Genomic DNA, 13,646 nt, shown 5'->3' on the forward strand with positions numbered 1-13,646 from the left:
CTCGTATCGCTGATTCGCGGGCAAGGGAGGGTAAAGCTTTCCTCAAGGGACCCCGCCGCCCGCCGCCCGACACGGACGGGACTCCCGACTCTTTGCGCACGGCCCGGGGCGTGCAAGCATGGAGCCAGATCCGGGGACGCCGCACGGCGCCACGAGACGACACACACCAGGAGTCTGTTCGATGAACGCCTCTCCGCTCCAGCCTGCCCAGACGCAGGACGCACCCGTCGGCACCAGCCTCTACGGCGGCGTCACCAACCGCCGGGTGACCGTCCGGGACCTCGCCAAGGCCAAGCGCACCGGCGAGCGCTGGGCGATGCTCACCGCCTACGACGCCCTCACCGCCGGGGTCTTCGACGAGGCCGGCATCCCCGTCCTGCTGGTCGGCGACTCCGCGGGCAACTGCCACCTCGGCTACGAGACCACCGTGCCGGTGACCATGGACCAGATGGTGATGCTCTCCGCCGCCGTCGTCCGCGGCACCCAGCGCGCGCTGGTCGTCGCCGACCTGCCGTTCGGCTCCTACCAGGAGTCCCCCGCGCAGGCCATGCACAACGCCGCCCGGCTGATGAAGGAGGCCGGCGTGCAGGCCGTCAAGCTGGAGGGCGGCGAGCGCAGCGCCCGCACCATCGAGCTGCTGGTCGACGCCGGCATCCCGGTGATGGCCCACATCGGCCTCACCCCGCAGTCCGTACACGCCTTCGGCGGCTACCCCGTCCAGGGCCGCGGCGACGAGGCCGCCCACCAACTGCTCCGCGACGCGAAGGCCGTCCAGCAGGCCGGCGCCTTCGCCGTCGTCCTGGAGGCCGTCCCCGCCGACCTCGCCGCCCAGGTCACCGAGCACTCCGCGATCCCCACCGTCGGCATCGGCGGCGGCAACGGCACCGACGCCCAGGTGCTGGTCTGGACCGACTTCGCCGGCATGACGGCCGGCCGCGTCCCCAAGTTCGTCAAGCAGTACGCCGACCTCCGCGGGACCCTCGCCCGGGCCGCCGCCGAGTTCGCCGCCGACGTCCGCGAGGGCACCTTCCCCGGCCCGGAGCACAGCTTCAGCTGAGCCCCGCGAACACCCCGTCAGCCCGCTGTCAGCCGCCCCGGACCCCCGGAGCCAGCCTGACAGCGGGCTGACAGCCGGGTGACAGCCGCCCCCGGCACGGTGTTCCCATGACACGAATCGAGCGGAACGCCGTGGAGGTCCACGGCATCGTGAAGCACTACGGGGAGACGAAGGCCCTGGACGGGGTCGACCTGACGGTGCGCGAGGGGACGGTGCTGGGCCTGCTCGGGCCGAACGGCGCCGGGAAGACCACCCTGGTGCGGGTGCTGTCGACGCTGATCAAGCCGGACGCGGGCACGGCGTTCGTCGGCGGGTACGACGTGCTGCGGCAGCCCCGGCAGCTGCGCCGCACCATCGGCCTGACCGGCCAGTACGCCTCGGTGGACGAGCTGCTGTCGGGCTACGAGAACCTGTACCTGATCGGCCGGTTGCTGGACCTCTCCGGCAGGCAGGCCAAGGCCCGGGCCGCCGAACTGCTGGAGCGCTTCTCGCTGACCGAGGCGGCCGGGCGGCCCGCCAAGGGCTACTCCGGCGGCATGCGCCGCCGGCTGGACCTCGCCGCGTCGATGATCGGCCGCCCGAAGGTGCTCTACCTGGACGAGCCCACCACCGGCCTGGACCCGCGCACCCGCAACGAGGTGTGGGACGAGGTGCAGCGGATGGTCGCCGAGGGCTCGACGGTGCTGCTGACCACCCAGTACATGGAGGAGGCCGAGCAGCTCGCGCACGCCCTGACCGTGATCGACAAGGGCCGGGTGATCGCCAACGGCGGCGTCCGGGAGCTGAAGGCCCAGGTCGGCGGCCGGCGCCTGCAGGTCCGCCCGGGCGATCCGGCGCGGCTGCCGGAGATGGCCCGCGCCCTGCACGGGGCCGGCGTCCCGGCGACCTTCTCCGCCGAGTCCGAGCTGCTGTCGGTGCACCTCACCGACGACGCCCAACTGACCACCGTCATCGGGGTGCTGGGCACCGGCGGCTTCCCGGTCGCCGGGATCGACACCCAACTGCCCAGCCTGGACGAGGTGTTCCTCACCATCACCGGCAAGTCCGCCGTCCCCGCCCAGCCCCGCGCCAAGGAGGCCGTCGCATGAGCGCCGCCACGCTGACCCCCGCTCCCGCCACCGCCCCGGCCGACCGGGACGACCCCCGGCTCGGCCTGCGGGCCAACCTGCGGCACCTGGGCGCGCTGACCCGCCGGAACCTGATGCGGATCAAGGCCGACCCGGAGTCGATGCTGGACGCGCTGCTCGTCCCGGTCATCATGATCGTGCTGTTCGTCTACGTGTTCGGCGGCGCGATGGCCTCCGACCAGCACACCTACATGCAGTACATGGTGCCCGGCCTGCTCGGCACCACCGGCCTGAACCTGGCGATGGCGCTCGGCACCGGCCTGAACACCGACTTCCAGACCGGCGTGATGGACCGCTTCCGCACCCTGCCGATCGGGCGGGCCGCGGTGCTGCTGTCGAAGATGATCGCGGAGACGCTGCGCGCGGTGGTGGCCTTCGCGGTGCTGATCGGCTTCTCGATGGTCCTCGGCCTCGACGTGGCCGGCGGGCCGCTGAAGCTGCTGGCCGCGGTCGGCCTGTCGCTGGTGTTCGGCTCCTCGCTGATGTGGGTCTCGATGCTGCTGGGCATGTCGCTGCGCAGCGCCCAGGCGGTGCAGGGCATGTCGATGCTGGTGATGATGCCGCTCCAGTTCGGCAGCTCGATCTTCGCCGACCCGACCACCATGCCGGGCTGGCTGCGGGCCTTCACCGAGCACAACCCGCTGTCGGCGCTGGCCGACGCCTGCCGGGCGCTGATCAACGACCAGCCGGTCGGCGGCTCGGTCGTCACGGTGCTGCTCTGGTCGGCGGCGATCACCGCGGTGACCGCGCCGCTGGCGGTGGCCCGCTTCCGCAAGCGGACCTGAGCGGCGGCGGTGCGGCCGCCACCTCGACCGGTGCGGCGGCCGGTGCGGCGGTCAGAACGAGCCGGGATCGTTCATCAGGGCGGACGCCTCGCGCAGCGTGAGGCGTCCGCCCTGTTCGTACGAGGCCAGGTAGTCGTCCGCGCCGAGCAGTTCGCGGGCGGCGGCGACGCAGCGGGCGTGCTCGGCGCGCTCCATGAACGAGCCGGGCATGCCGCTGAGGCCGTCGTGGGCGCCGAGCAGGACGGCGGCCCGGCGGGCGGCGGCGGGTTCGCCGTGCAGCCGGGCGTACTCGACCAGGGTCCCGGCGATCGGGGTCATCAGCATCATCGCCATGTGCTCGACGAAGATGGTGGCGCCGCCCTCGACCTCGGTCATCGCGCGGCGGCCCGCGCGGGCCAGCGCGAGTCCGGTCGCCGGGTCGCCGGCCCGGGCGGTGACCCAGCCGCGGATGCAGGTGACGATGCCGGCGAAGACCGAGGGGACCGGGCCGCGCCGACCCGGATCGGCGGGCAGTTCGTCGAGCAGGGCGAGCGCCTCGGCGTGGTCGCCGCGGCGCACCGCCAGGTTGCACAGCACCAGCCGGCCGTACATCCGGGCGCCCTCGGCGTCGGTGCCGCCCCCGGCGGCGTCGGCGACGGCCTGCCGGACCATCGCCTCGCCGCCCGCCGGGTCGCGTTCGGCCAGCACCTCGCCGAGCCGGGCCCGCAGCATCGGCACCTCCTGGTGCGCGCCGAGCTGCTCGGACAGCGCGATGGCCTGCCGGAAGGCCGCCTCGGCCTGGGCGGCGTCGCCGGACTTGGTGGCGTTCTCGGCCGTGCCGGAGAGCGCGTCGGCCATGCCCCAGCGGTCGCCGAGCCCGGTGTAGAGGGCGAGCGCCTCCTCGCTGTCGGCGATCGCCTGGTCGAGCGAGCCCGCCAGGTCGTTGAGCAGCCGGGCCCGCAGTTGCAGGGCGAACGCCAGGTCGAGCGGGCCGCCGTGGATCCGGGCGCCGGCCACCGCGTCGTCCATCACGGCCCGGGTGCGCTCCATCTCGCCGGTGAGGAAGACGGTGAAGACCCGGCTGAGCACCGGCTGCCGGTAGGACTGCGGCAGGTCGGGGGTGTAGGTCTCCAGGATCCGCCGGGCGGTGTCCAGCGCGCGGCCGTCGTCGAGCAGGCTCATGTCGCCGGAGAACATGCCGATCAGCCGGTGCAGGCCGAGCTGGCGGCGGGCCTCGTCGAGCAGGTCGGCCGTCATCGGCGGCGGCGCGTCCAGCGGGTCGGCGGTGAGCGGGACGGGCGGCGGGGCGCCGTCGGCGTACGGGTCGGGGCCGAGCGCGGCGACCGCCTCGCACCAGGCCCGGGACTCGGCGCGGTAGTCGCGCAGCATCCAGTAGCCGGCCATCGACAGGACCAGCGCCAGGCCCTCCTGCTCCTGGCCGCCGTCGACGGCGCGGCGCAGCGCGGCCCGGACGTTCTCCTGCTCGCGGTCGAGCCGGTCCAGCTCGTCGAGCTGGCCGGGGCCGTGCAGGCCGAGGTAGGCGGTGCGGGCGAGTTCGCGGTAGTGCGCGGTGTGCCGGTGGCCGGTGCCGGGTTCGCCGGCCTCGGCGAGGCGCTCGGCGGCGTACTCGTGGATGGTCTCCAGCATCCAGTAGCGCGGCCGCTCGCCGAGGCCGACGATCACCAGCGACTTGTCGACCAGCGAGAGCAGCAGGTCGGCGACGTCCTCGCGGCGGACCAGCTCGCCGTCGGCCAGGACCTGTTCGGCGGCCTCCAGGGTGCAGCCGCCGGCGAACACCGAGAGCCGGCGCAGCACGGCGCGCTCGCGGGTGCCGAGCAGGTCCCAGGACCAGTCGACGACGGCCCGCAGGGTCTGCTGGCGGGGCAGCAGGGTGCGGGAGCCGGCGGTGAGCAGGGCGAACCGGGAGTCGAGCCGGTCGGCCAACTGGCGCGGGGTGAGGCCGCGCAGCCGGGCGGCGGCCAGCTCGATCGCCAGCGGCAGGCCGTCCAGGCGGCGGCAGACCTCGGCGCACGCCTCCGGGTCCTGGTCGGTGCGGAAGCCGGGGCGGGCGGCCGCGCCGCGCTCGGCGAGCAGCCGCAGCGCGGCCGGGTCGGGCAGCGGCTCGACCGGCAGCACGGCCTCGCCGGGGACGCCGAGCGGTTCGCGGCTGGTGGCCAGCACGGTGACGCCGGGGCAGTCGGCGAGCAGCCGGTCGGCGAGGTCGGCGGCGGCCTGGACGACGTGCTCGCAGTTGTCGAGCAGCAGCAGGACGCGGCGGCGGCCGAGGTGGTCGACCAGCCGGGAGACCGGGTCCTTGCGGGTGCCCTCGATCGCCTCGGCGACGGCGCCGCCGGTGTGCAGCACGGTCTCGCGCAGGCCGAGCGCGGAGGCGACCGCGTCCGGGACGGCGGCCGGGTCCTCCAGCGGGGCGAGTTCGACCTGCCAGACGCCGCCGGGCCAGCGGGCCGCGTCCTGTTCGCGGCGGCCGGCCTCGACCGACAGCCGGGTCTTGCCGGAGCCGCCGGGGCCGGTCAGCGTGGTCAGCCGGCCGGCGGCCAGCGCGTCGGCGACGGCGCCGAGTTCGCCGTCCCGGCCGACGAAGCTGGTCCGCCCGGGCCGGAGGTTCCCGGCCGGCGCGGGTACGGTCACGGCCGCGGGGGCGGGGGCGGGGGCCGGCGCCGGGATCGGTTCGGCCTGGAGCAACTCGCGGTGCAGGGCGCGCAGTTCGGGGCCCGGATCGGTGCCCAGCTCCTCGGCCAGGGTGCGCCGGACCTCCTCGTAGCCGCCGAGCGCCTCGGCGGTCCGGCCGGCCGCGCGCAGGGCGCGCAGCCGCAGCGCCTGGAGCCGCTCGTCGAAGGGGTGGTCCCGGCAGAGCTCGGCGAGCTCGGCGGCCACCTCGGCGGTCCGGCCGAGCCCGAGGTCGGCGGTCAGCCGGTGCCGGCGGGCCTCGGCCCGCTGGGCCTCCAGCCGGGCGGCCGGGGCGGCCCGGTCGGGCAGGTCGGCGAGCGCGGGGCCGCGCCACAGCGCGAGCGCGGCGGTCAACTGCTCGGCGGCCGCGGCCGGGTCGCCGCCGGTCAGCGCGCGGACGCCGTCGGCGGCCCGGCGGCGGAACTCGGCGACGTCGGTGCGCGGGTCGGTCAGCCAGTAGCCGGCCGGGCCGGAACCGACCTCGGCCCGGCCGACGGTGCGGCGCAGCCGGCCGACCAGGGTCTGCAGCGCGGCCGCGGCGTCCTGCGGCGGATCGTCGGCCCACACCTCCTCGGCGAGCAGCTCGGCGGGCACCGGGCGGCCCTCGCGCAGCACGAGCGCGGCCAGCAGCGCGCGCAGCCGGGCGCCGCCGAGCACGACCGGGGTGCCGTCGTCGTGGTGGGCCGTGGTGGTGCCGAGGATGCCGTAGTGCACCCGCCCATTCTGGGGGACGCGCCGACCCGCCGGACGCACACCCGTACGGAAGCCCGGCCCGACCGGAAGGCCGCCACGGACGGGCGGCGGGGGCGAGCGCGCGGCGCGCGGCGGGCGGGAAGCAGACCGACGGGCACAGCGGCCGACGCGGGCAGCAGCCGAGGCCGCAGCCAGTGCGGGCCACGACCAGCCGCGCAGCGGCTGGCGGCTGGCGGCTGGCGGCTGGCGGCTGGCGGCGGGCGGCGGGCGGGCGCAGCGGCCGACGCGGGCAGCAGCCGAGGCGGCAGCCAGTGCGGGCCACGACCGGCCCGCGCAGCGGCTGACGGCGGGCGGCGGGGGCGAGCGCGCGGCGGGCGGCTGGCGGCTGGCGGCTGGCGGCTGGCGGCTGGCGGCTGGCGGCTGGCGGAACGTCCGTCCGCTCCCGGACGTTCACCCGGGGCCGCTTGTCCGGCGCGCCCGGTCGGGGGCATGATCGGACGCCCGTCCCGCCACCACCTTCCGGAGTCCCCTCGCCATGACCTACGCCAGCACCGGCCAGCGCAGCGCGGAGAACCGGGTCAGCCCGATCTTCCTGGCGCTGGCCGCCACCCTGATCGCCTCCGGCTGGGCCCTGGCCACCGGTTGGGGCAACGACCGGTTCGGGGTCTTCCTGTTCGTGGTCTCCGGCTGGATGGTCTCGCTCTGCCTGCACGAGTACGCGCACGCCCGCACGGCGCTGGCGGGCGGCGACATCACGGTCGGCACCAAGGGCTACCTGACGCTGAACCCGCTGAAGTACGGGCACGTGGTGCTGAGCTTCGTGCTGCCGGTGATCTTCGTGATCATGGGCGGCATCGGCCTGCCCGGCGGCGCGGTCTACATCGAGCGGGACCGGATCGCGGGCCGGTTCAAGCACAGCCTGGTCTCGGCGGCGGGCCCGCTGGTGAACATCGCGTTCGGCGTGGTGACGCTGGTGCTGGTCAGCCAGGGCTGGTTCGACAACCCGGACGTGCCGGCCCACTACGACGGCCAGGAGCTGTGGTTCTCGCCGCTGCCCGCCGCGCTGGGCTTCCTCGCCTACCTGCAGGTGACGGCGGCGATCCTGAACCTGCTGCCGGTGCCGGGCCTGGACGGCTACGGGATCGTCGAGCCCTGGCTGTCGTACAAGGTGCGGCGGGCGGTCGCCCCGTACGCGCCCTACACCATGCTGCTGCTGTTCGCGCTGATGTGGCAGAGCCAGGCCGGGCAGTGGATCCGCGACGCGGCGGTGTGGGTCTTCGAGCTGTTCGGCGCCGACCCCCGGTACATCGACCTGGGCCGGATCCTGTTCTCGTTCTGGAAGACCTACTCGTAGGCCCCGCGCGGCCCGGCCGGGCCGCGGGCGGGCTCAGCCCTGCTCGGCGGCGGCCGGGTCGCGGCGCTGGGCGCGGTCCTTGCGGAAGTGGTACCAGGCGATGTTGCTGGCCACGCCGGCCATCAGGATCCACACCACGCCGAGCCAGTTGCCCTTGAGGAACGAGACCACCGCGGCGGTCACCGCCAGGACGAGGACGATCACGGCGTACAGGGCGTTGCGGGGCATGGCGGGGGCTCCTCGGGGCTGGCGGTCTGCCCGCCCATTCTCGCCGACCGAACGGGGCGGCCGGGGCCGGGGGTGGAGCGGGACGGGCGCGCGCCGGGGGCGCGGGGCGGGCCCCGGCGCGCGCCGGGCTCACACGTCGGTGATGCGCAGGCCCGCGTGGGCCTTGTAGCGGCGGTTGACCGAGATCAGGTTGGCGACCAGCGACTCCACCTGGTGGGCGTTGCGCAGCCGGCCGGCGAAGATGCCGCGCATGCCGGGGATCCGGGAGGCCAGCGCCTGGACCACCTCGGTGGCGGCCCGGTCCTCGCCGAGCACCATCACGTCGGTGTCGATCCGCTCCACGCTCTCGTCCTGCAGCAGCACGGCCGACAGGTGGTGGAAGGCGGCGGTGACGGTGGAGTCGGGCAGCAGCGCGGCGGCCTGCTGGGCGGCCGAGCCCTCGGGCACCTGGAGCGGGTAGGCGCCCTGCTTGTCGAACCCCAGCGGGTTGACGCAGTCGACCACGATCTTCCCGGCGAGTTCGGCGCGCAGCGCGGTCAGCGTCTCGGCGTGGCCGTCCCACGGCACCGCGACGATCACCACGTCGCTCCCGGCGGCGCAGGCCGCGTTGTCGGCGCCGCGGATGCCGAGGCCCAGCTCGGCGGCGCAGGTCTCGGCGCGCTCGGCGCTGCGGGAGCCGATCACCACCCGCTGTCCGGCCTTGGCGAGTCGTAGGGCCAGGCCGCGGCCCTGGTCGCCGGTGCCGCCGAGGACACCCACCACGAGCTGGGAGACGTCGGGCAGGTTCCGGGCCGGTCCGGCCGTCGCGTTCACTGAATCGGGTTGCGTCATGCCCGAGATCCTGCCAAATCCGCCGCCGGGGCAGCATGCTGTCGCGCATGGACGCGGTGAGAGTTTCCGCACTCCGGCAGTCACTGGCCGGCACCGGGTGGACCGAGCGGGCGGGCGCCTTCGCCACCACCCTGCGCGGCGCGGTGACCCGGCGCAGCGCGACCGGCCTGCTGCTGGTCGGCACGCCCCGCTACGAGCCGTGGCACCTGGCGGCGCACCTGAGCGACGAGGCCGCGTACGGCGGGCTGCCGGAGCTGGCCCCGACGCTGCTGCGGCACTCCGTCCCGGCGGGCGCCCCGGGGCACCTGGCGTACGGCCTGCCCCGGCTCGCGGAGGCGCGCGCGGGCGCGACGGTGCTGCTGGTGGCGCCCGGCCCGGCGGACGCGCCGCTGCTGGAGCGGCTGGACGACGCCCGCCGGGCCGGCGCGGTGCTGCTGGCGCTGGACGACGGCGACCCGGAGCTGGCCGACCTGGCCCACGAGCGGCTGACCGTCCCGGGCGCCGCTCCGGAGCCGTTCGAACTGGTGCAGCACCTGGTCAGCTCGGCGGCCTCGGCGGCCCCGCGGCGCTCCCGGCTGTCCCGGCTGGCCGAGCGGCTGACCGCCCCGCCCGTGCTGCGCTGGTAGCCGGGCCGGGCCCCGCCCGGCGGGAGTCCCGGCCCGGGCCGCCGGAAAACCCGTTGCGACGGCGGTGACCTGTGACGCAGCATCTCGCCATGTGACCGAAGACGCCCCGTTCCTGCGCAGACTGCTCCCGGACTTCACGCCCTGGCGGGCGTCCCGGGAGTTCCGGCTGCTCTGGCTGTCCGGCTGCGTCACGGGCTTCGGCAGTTTCCTGACGTTCGTCGCGCTGCCGATCCAGATCAAGGAGCTGACCGGTTCGACCTTCGCGGTGGGCCTGGTCGGCGCGTTCGAGCTGGTGCCGCTGGTGGTGTTCGGCCTGTGGGGCGGCGCCCTGGCGGACGCGCTGGACCGGCGCCGGCTGGTGCTGCTCAGCGAGGCCGGGCTGGCGCTGCTGTCGGGGCTGATGCTGGTCAACGCGCTGCTGCCGCGGCCGCTGCTGTGGCCGATCTACCTGGTCGCGGCCCTGGTCGCGGCGCTGGACGGGCTGCAGCGCCCGGCGCTGGACTCGATGGTCCCCCGGGTGGTGGCGCACGACCAGCTGCCCGCCGCGTTCGCCCTCAACTCGCTGTACCGGAACGTCGCCTCGGTGGCCGGCCCGCCGCTGGCCGGTGTGGTGGTCGCGGTGGCCGGCGCCCGCAGCGCCTACGCGCTGGACCTGCTGACCTTCCTGGTCTCGCTGGCGCTGATCGCCCGGATGCGCCCGGTACCGCCCGCCGAGAGCGCCGACGCGCCCTCGCTGCGCAGCATCGGCCAGGGCCTGGCGTACGCCTGGAGCCGCAAGGACCTGCTGGGCACCTACGCGATCGACCTGGTGGCGATGCTGTTCGCCTACCCGGTCGCGCTGTACCCGTTCCTGGCCTCGTCGCTGGACGCGGAGTGGGCGCTCGGCCTGCTGTACGGGGCGACGGCGGCCGGGGCGCTGCTGGTGGCGGCGACCGGCGGCTGGACGGCCCGGGTGCACCGGCACGGGCGGATGCTGCTGTTCGCGGCGATCGGCTGGGGCGGCGCGATGGCGCTGGCCGGCCTGGCCGGGAACGTCTGGCTGGTGCTGCTGTTCCTGGCGCTGGCGGGCGGCGCCGACCAGATCAGCGGGGTCGCCCGGTCGACGATCTGGAACCAGTCCATCCCCGACGAGCTGCGCGGGCGGCTCGCCGGGGTGGAGCTGCTGTCGTACTCGGTGGGCCCGCAGCTGGGCCAGGTCCGGGCCGGCGGGATGGCCGCGCTGACCGGCGTGCGCGGCTCGATCTGGGCCGGCGGGCTGCTCTGCGTGGCGGGTGTGCTGGCGCTGACCGCGGCGATCCCGCGGCTGCTCGCCTGGGACTCGCGCACCGACCCGCACGCGCTGGCGGTCAAGGCCCAGCACGAGCGGCAGGCGGCGGCAGCGGCGGCGGCCGGGGCGGTGTGACGGGCGGCCGTCAGCCCTGCGCGGGCGGCTCCCCGTCGTTCCAGCGCGGGTCGTCCCGCCACTCCTGGTTGCGCTCGGCGGCGGTCTCCAGCGCCCGGGCGGCCTCCTCCCGGGTCGGGTAGGGGCCGAGCCGGTCCTTGGCCGGGCACTCCGGGCCCTCCTCGACCTTGCCGTGCTTGATGCAGTAGAACCACTCCCCCGGCTGCCCGGTGGGCTTGCTTCGGCCGAACACCATCGTCTGCTCCTCCCGTCCTGCCTCGTCCCGCTCGGTCCCGCCCGGTCCCGTTGGGTGCCGCGGCGGTCACCGGTGATCTTTCCCGCCGCCCCGGCCGCGCACACGGCCGGGGTCGGCCGGACGGCGGCCGATACACTCGCCGTCATGGCTCTGGTACCCGGCACGCTGTCCCCCACCCGCAAGGTCCCCGCGCACATCGCGCGTCCGGAGTACGTCGGCAAGCCCGCGCCGACGCCGTACACCGGCCCCGAGGTGCAGGACGCCGAGACGATCGAGAAGATGCGGATCGCCGGCCGGATCGCGGCCCGGGCGATGGCCGAGGCCGCGAAGCTGATCGCCCCCGGCGTCACCACCGACGAGCTGGACGCCGTCGCGCACGCCTACATGTGCGACCACGGCGCGTACCCGTCGGACCTGGGCTACCGCGGCTTCCCGAAGTCGATCTGCACCTCCGTCAACGAGGTGATCTGCCACGGCATCCCGGACTCGACCGTGCTGCGGGACGGCGACATCGTCAACATCGACGCCACCGCGTTCATCCACGGCGTGCACGGCGACCTGAACGCCACCTACCTGTGCGGCGAGGTCGACGAGGAGTCCCGGCTGCTGGTCGAGCGCACCGAGGAGTCGCTGAACCGGGCGATCAAGGCGGTCCGGCCGGGCCGGCAGGTCAACGTGATCGGCCGGGTGATCGAGTCCTACGCCAAGCGCTTCGGCTACGGGGTGGTGCGCGACTTCACCGGCCACGGCATCAACACCTCGTTCCACTCCGGCCTGATCATCCCGCACTACGACAGCGAGCGGGCCACCGAGGTGATCAAGCCCGGGATGACCTTCACCATCGAGCCGATGCTCACCCTGGGCACCCACGACTACGAGATCTGGCCGGACGGCTGGACGGTGGTCACCAAGGACCGCAAGCGCACCGCCCAGTTCGAGCACACCCTGCTGGTCACCGCGGACGGCGCGGAGATCCTCACCCTCCCCTGAGCGGGCGACCGCGAGCGGCCCGCCACCCCCGCTGCTCGACGAAGAGGGGGTGGCGGGCCGCCGCCGTATCGTTCCTGCGCCCGTCCGTCCCCGCGCGGGCTCAGCCGATCAGCCACTGCTCCTGGGCCACCGCGCCGACCTCGGTGCAGGCGTCGGTCAGCACGTCCAGCACCCGCAGCGGGTCCGGCAGCGGGTGCTCGGGGCCGCGCAGCCAGCGCACCTCGGAGCCGTCCGGCAGCGCGGCCGGCGGGACGAGGGTGTACGAGCCGCGGCAGTGCCAGCGCAGGCCGGGGTGCTCGGAGACGGTGTCGGGGGTGGAGTCCAGCGCGCTGGTCCACCACTCGTCCTCGTCCTGCGGGGTGCCGCGGGTCGCGGTGAAGAAGAGGTACCGGTCGGCGCCGACCGCGGCCACCGGGCCGACCGCGCCGAGCGCCGCCAGCCGCTCCAGGGCCAGCACGCCGGCCTCGGCCGGGACGTCCAGCACGTCGTGCGCGCGGCCGGTCGCGGTGACGAAGTTCGCCTCCGGGTCCCGGGACAGCCAGCGGGCCAACTGCTCGGCGTCGGTGGTGGCCTGGGACTGCCAGGCGAAGGAGAGCGGGTGCTGGGCCGGCGCCGGACAGCCCACCCGGTCGCACGAACAGCGGTACCCGGCCGGGTGCGCGGCGGGCGCCATCGGGAACCCCGCCCCGGCCGCCCCCAGCAGCAGGTCCAGCCTCGCGGCCGCGTCCCCTCCGGCTCCGGCGGCCTCCGGGCGTTCCCGCCGGTCCCGCCTCCACCAGGACGTCCACCTGCTGCTGGCTTCCATCTGGCCCCTTCCGCACGCACCTGCCTGAGCTGCCGTGCCAGGTACGGCACGGCCACCTACGCAACAAACGACGCCAACGCACGGAACCACCCGCTGCTTCCCGAGGGTCCGCCGCGCGCACCGGCGTCCTGCCGCCGGCCTGGCCGGGGTCTCCGGCAGCCGGCGTCCGCGGCGGGTACGGGGCGCTCGGTGGCGCTCGACGGACGGGCGCACCGCGGCGCGCCCCGCCCGGCCCGTACGGGCCCGCGGACCCGGGTGGACCCCGGGGGCGTACGTAGCAGGATAAGGCTCCCCGGACCCTCCGGATGACCGGGGGCGGTGCCGCCCCCGTCACACCCGCGGCACACCGCCGCCGCACGACCCGCACACCCGGCCCGGCCGGGCGCCCCGGGCCCCGCCTACCCTGGACGGGTGAAGAGCGCCGACACCGAGTTCATCGGGGGCCCGCTGGACGGCCGGGTCCTGCCCGTGCCGCTGGGCATGATGCACAGCGTCCCCAAGGTCTACCGGGTGCCCGTCCCCGCGTACGGGGACACCCCGGCGGTCACCCTGGTCTACCGCCGCGCCAAGGAGTACGGACCCAAGGGCGGCCGCTACCGCTGGCGCTACGAGTACGACCCCGAGGGCTGAGCACCGGCTCCCCCGGCGCTCACGCCTCCTCGGCCAGGATCAGGTACAGCTTCTTCTTCGTCTCGGCCAGCACCGCGAGTGTCGAACGACGGCAGATCGTTCAGTTGCGCACTCAATCGTTCAGTCGGTCGTTCAGTTGCGCAGACGATCATTCAGTGCCATCGACTTCGCCACCTGGCCCGCTGACTCCAGGCCACTTCGAACTCGCTGGCTAGC

Annotated in this window: 13 protein-coding genes; 8 read left to right on the top strand and 5 right to left on the bottom strand. The window is 75.3% G+C overall.

Translation table 11 applies throughout. From position 1 onward, the window contains the following. The first annotated feature begins 181 nt into the window (after positions 1-181). The 3 genes from panB to KSE_RS11555 all read left to right on the top strand — a co-directional run bounded on the left by panB (position 182) and on the right by KSE_RS11555 (position 2,969). Positions 182-1,057 carry a 3-methyl-2-oxobutanoate hydroxymethyltransferase gene (panB, locus tag KSE_RS11545; RefSeq protein WP_014135486.1) on the top strand — a complete coding sequence of 292 codons (876 nt, stop codon included), beginning with the start codon at positions 182-184 and terminating at the stop codon, positions 1,055-1,057. 107 nt (positions 1,058-1,164) lie between these two features. Continuing rightward, complete coding sequence (locus KSE_RS11550; RefSeq protein ID WP_033258051.1) at positions 1,165-2,145, top strand: daunorubicin resistance protein DrrA family ABC transporter ATP-binding protein; 981 nt, start codon at positions 1,165-1,167, stop codon at positions 2,143-2,145. Continuing rightward, a complete protein-coding gene (locus tag KSE_RS11555; RefSeq protein WP_014135488.1) occupies positions 2,142-2,969 on the top strand; it encodes an ABC transporter permease in 828 nt (275 codons plus the stop codon). Before KSE_RS11550 ends, KSE_RS11555 begins: the two co-directional genes overlap by 4 nt. Before the next feature lie 51 nt (positions 2,970-3,020). Here the strand turns inward: KSE_RS11555 and KSE_RS11560 are convergent, their stop codons facing one another. After that, on the bottom strand, positions 3,021-6,350 hold the full coding sequence (locus KSE_RS11560) for an ATP-binding protein (RefSeq protein WP_014135489.1): 3,330 nt from the start codon (positions 6,348-6,350) through the stop codon (positions 3,021-3,023). A 514-nt stretch (positions 6,351-6,864) separates the two neighbouring features. On the opposite strand from KSE_RS11560, the gene KSE_RS11565 reads away from it, so the two are divergent. Continuing rightward, positions 6,865-7,683 (top strand): site-2 protease family protein, encoded by an 819-nt coding sequence (locus KSE_RS11565; protein WP_014135490.1) that lies wholly within the window; start codon positions 6,865-6,867, stop codon positions 7,681-7,683. Between the two features lie 33 nt (positions 7,684-7,716). Here the strand turns inward: KSE_RS11565 and KSE_RS11570 are convergent, their stop codons facing one another. Both KSE_RS11570 and npdG read right to left on the bottom strand, forming a co-directional pair. Beyond that, positions 7,717-7,911, bottom strand: coding sequence for a hypothetical protein (locus KSE_RS11570; RefSeq protein ID WP_014135491.1), 195 nt, complete (start codon positions 7,909-7,911; stop codon positions 7,717-7,719). 129 nt (positions 7,912-8,040) lie between these two features. Then, the gene (gene npdG, locus KSE_RS11575; protein ID WP_033258052.1) at positions 8,041-8,742 is read right to left on the bottom strand and encodes an NADPH-dependent F420 reductase; all 702 of its coding nucleotides are present in this window, start codon (positions 8,740-8,742) and stop codon (positions 8,041-8,043) included. Between the two features lie 47 nt (positions 8,743-8,789). On the opposite strand from npdG, the gene KSE_RS11580 reads away from it, so the two are divergent. Together KSE_RS11580 and KSE_RS11585 are read left to right on the top strand one after the other, a co-directional pair. Beyond that, entirely contained in the window at positions 8,790-9,368 is a 579-nt protein-coding gene (locus tag KSE_RS11580; RefSeq protein WP_033258073.1) for a hypothetical protein, read from the top strand. A gap of 91 nt (positions 9,369-9,459) precedes the next feature. Continuing rightward, a complete protein-coding gene (locus tag KSE_RS11585) occupies positions 9,460-10,770 on the top strand; it encodes an MFS transporter (protein WP_014135494.1) in 1,311 nt (436 codons plus the stop codon). Positions 10,771-10,780: 10 nt separating this feature from the next. Here KSE_RS11585 and KSE_RS11590 read toward each other — a convergent pair whose 3' ends face one another. Further along, a complete protein-coding gene (locus KSE_RS11590; protein WP_014135495.1) occupies positions 10,781-11,005 on the bottom strand; it encodes a hypothetical protein in 225 nt (74 codons plus the stop codon). A 144-nt stretch (positions 11,006-11,149) separates the two neighbouring features. On the opposite strand from KSE_RS11590, the gene map reads away from it, so the two are divergent. Beyond that, complete coding sequence (gene map / locus KSE_RS11595; RefSeq protein WP_014135496.1) at positions 11,150-11,995, top strand: type I methionyl aminopeptidase; 846 nt, start codon at positions 11,150-11,152, stop codon at positions 11,993-11,995. A 100-nt stretch (positions 11,996-12,095) separates the two neighbouring features. Here map and KSE_RS11600 read toward each other — a convergent pair whose 3' ends face one another. Beyond that, a complete protein-coding gene (locus KSE_RS11600) occupies positions 12,096-12,800 on the bottom strand; it encodes a bifunctional DNA primase/polymerase (protein ID WP_014135497.1) in 705 nt (234 codons plus the stop codon). A 411-nt stretch (positions 12,801-13,211) separates the two neighbouring features. Between KSE_RS11600 and KSE_RS11605 the strand changes: the two genes are divergently transcribed. Then, entirely contained in the window at positions 13,212-13,430 is a 219-nt protein-coding gene (locus KSE_RS11605; RefSeq protein WP_014135498.1) for a hypothetical protein, read from the top strand. Positions 13,431-13,646: the final 216 nt, after the last annotated feature.

Origin of the sequence: Kitasatospora setae KM-6054 (assembly GCF_000269985.1) — a bacterium.
GTDB classification, from domain to species: domain Bacteria; phylum Actinomycetota; class Actinomycetes; order Streptomycetales; family Streptomycetaceae; genus Kitasatospora; species Kitasatospora setae.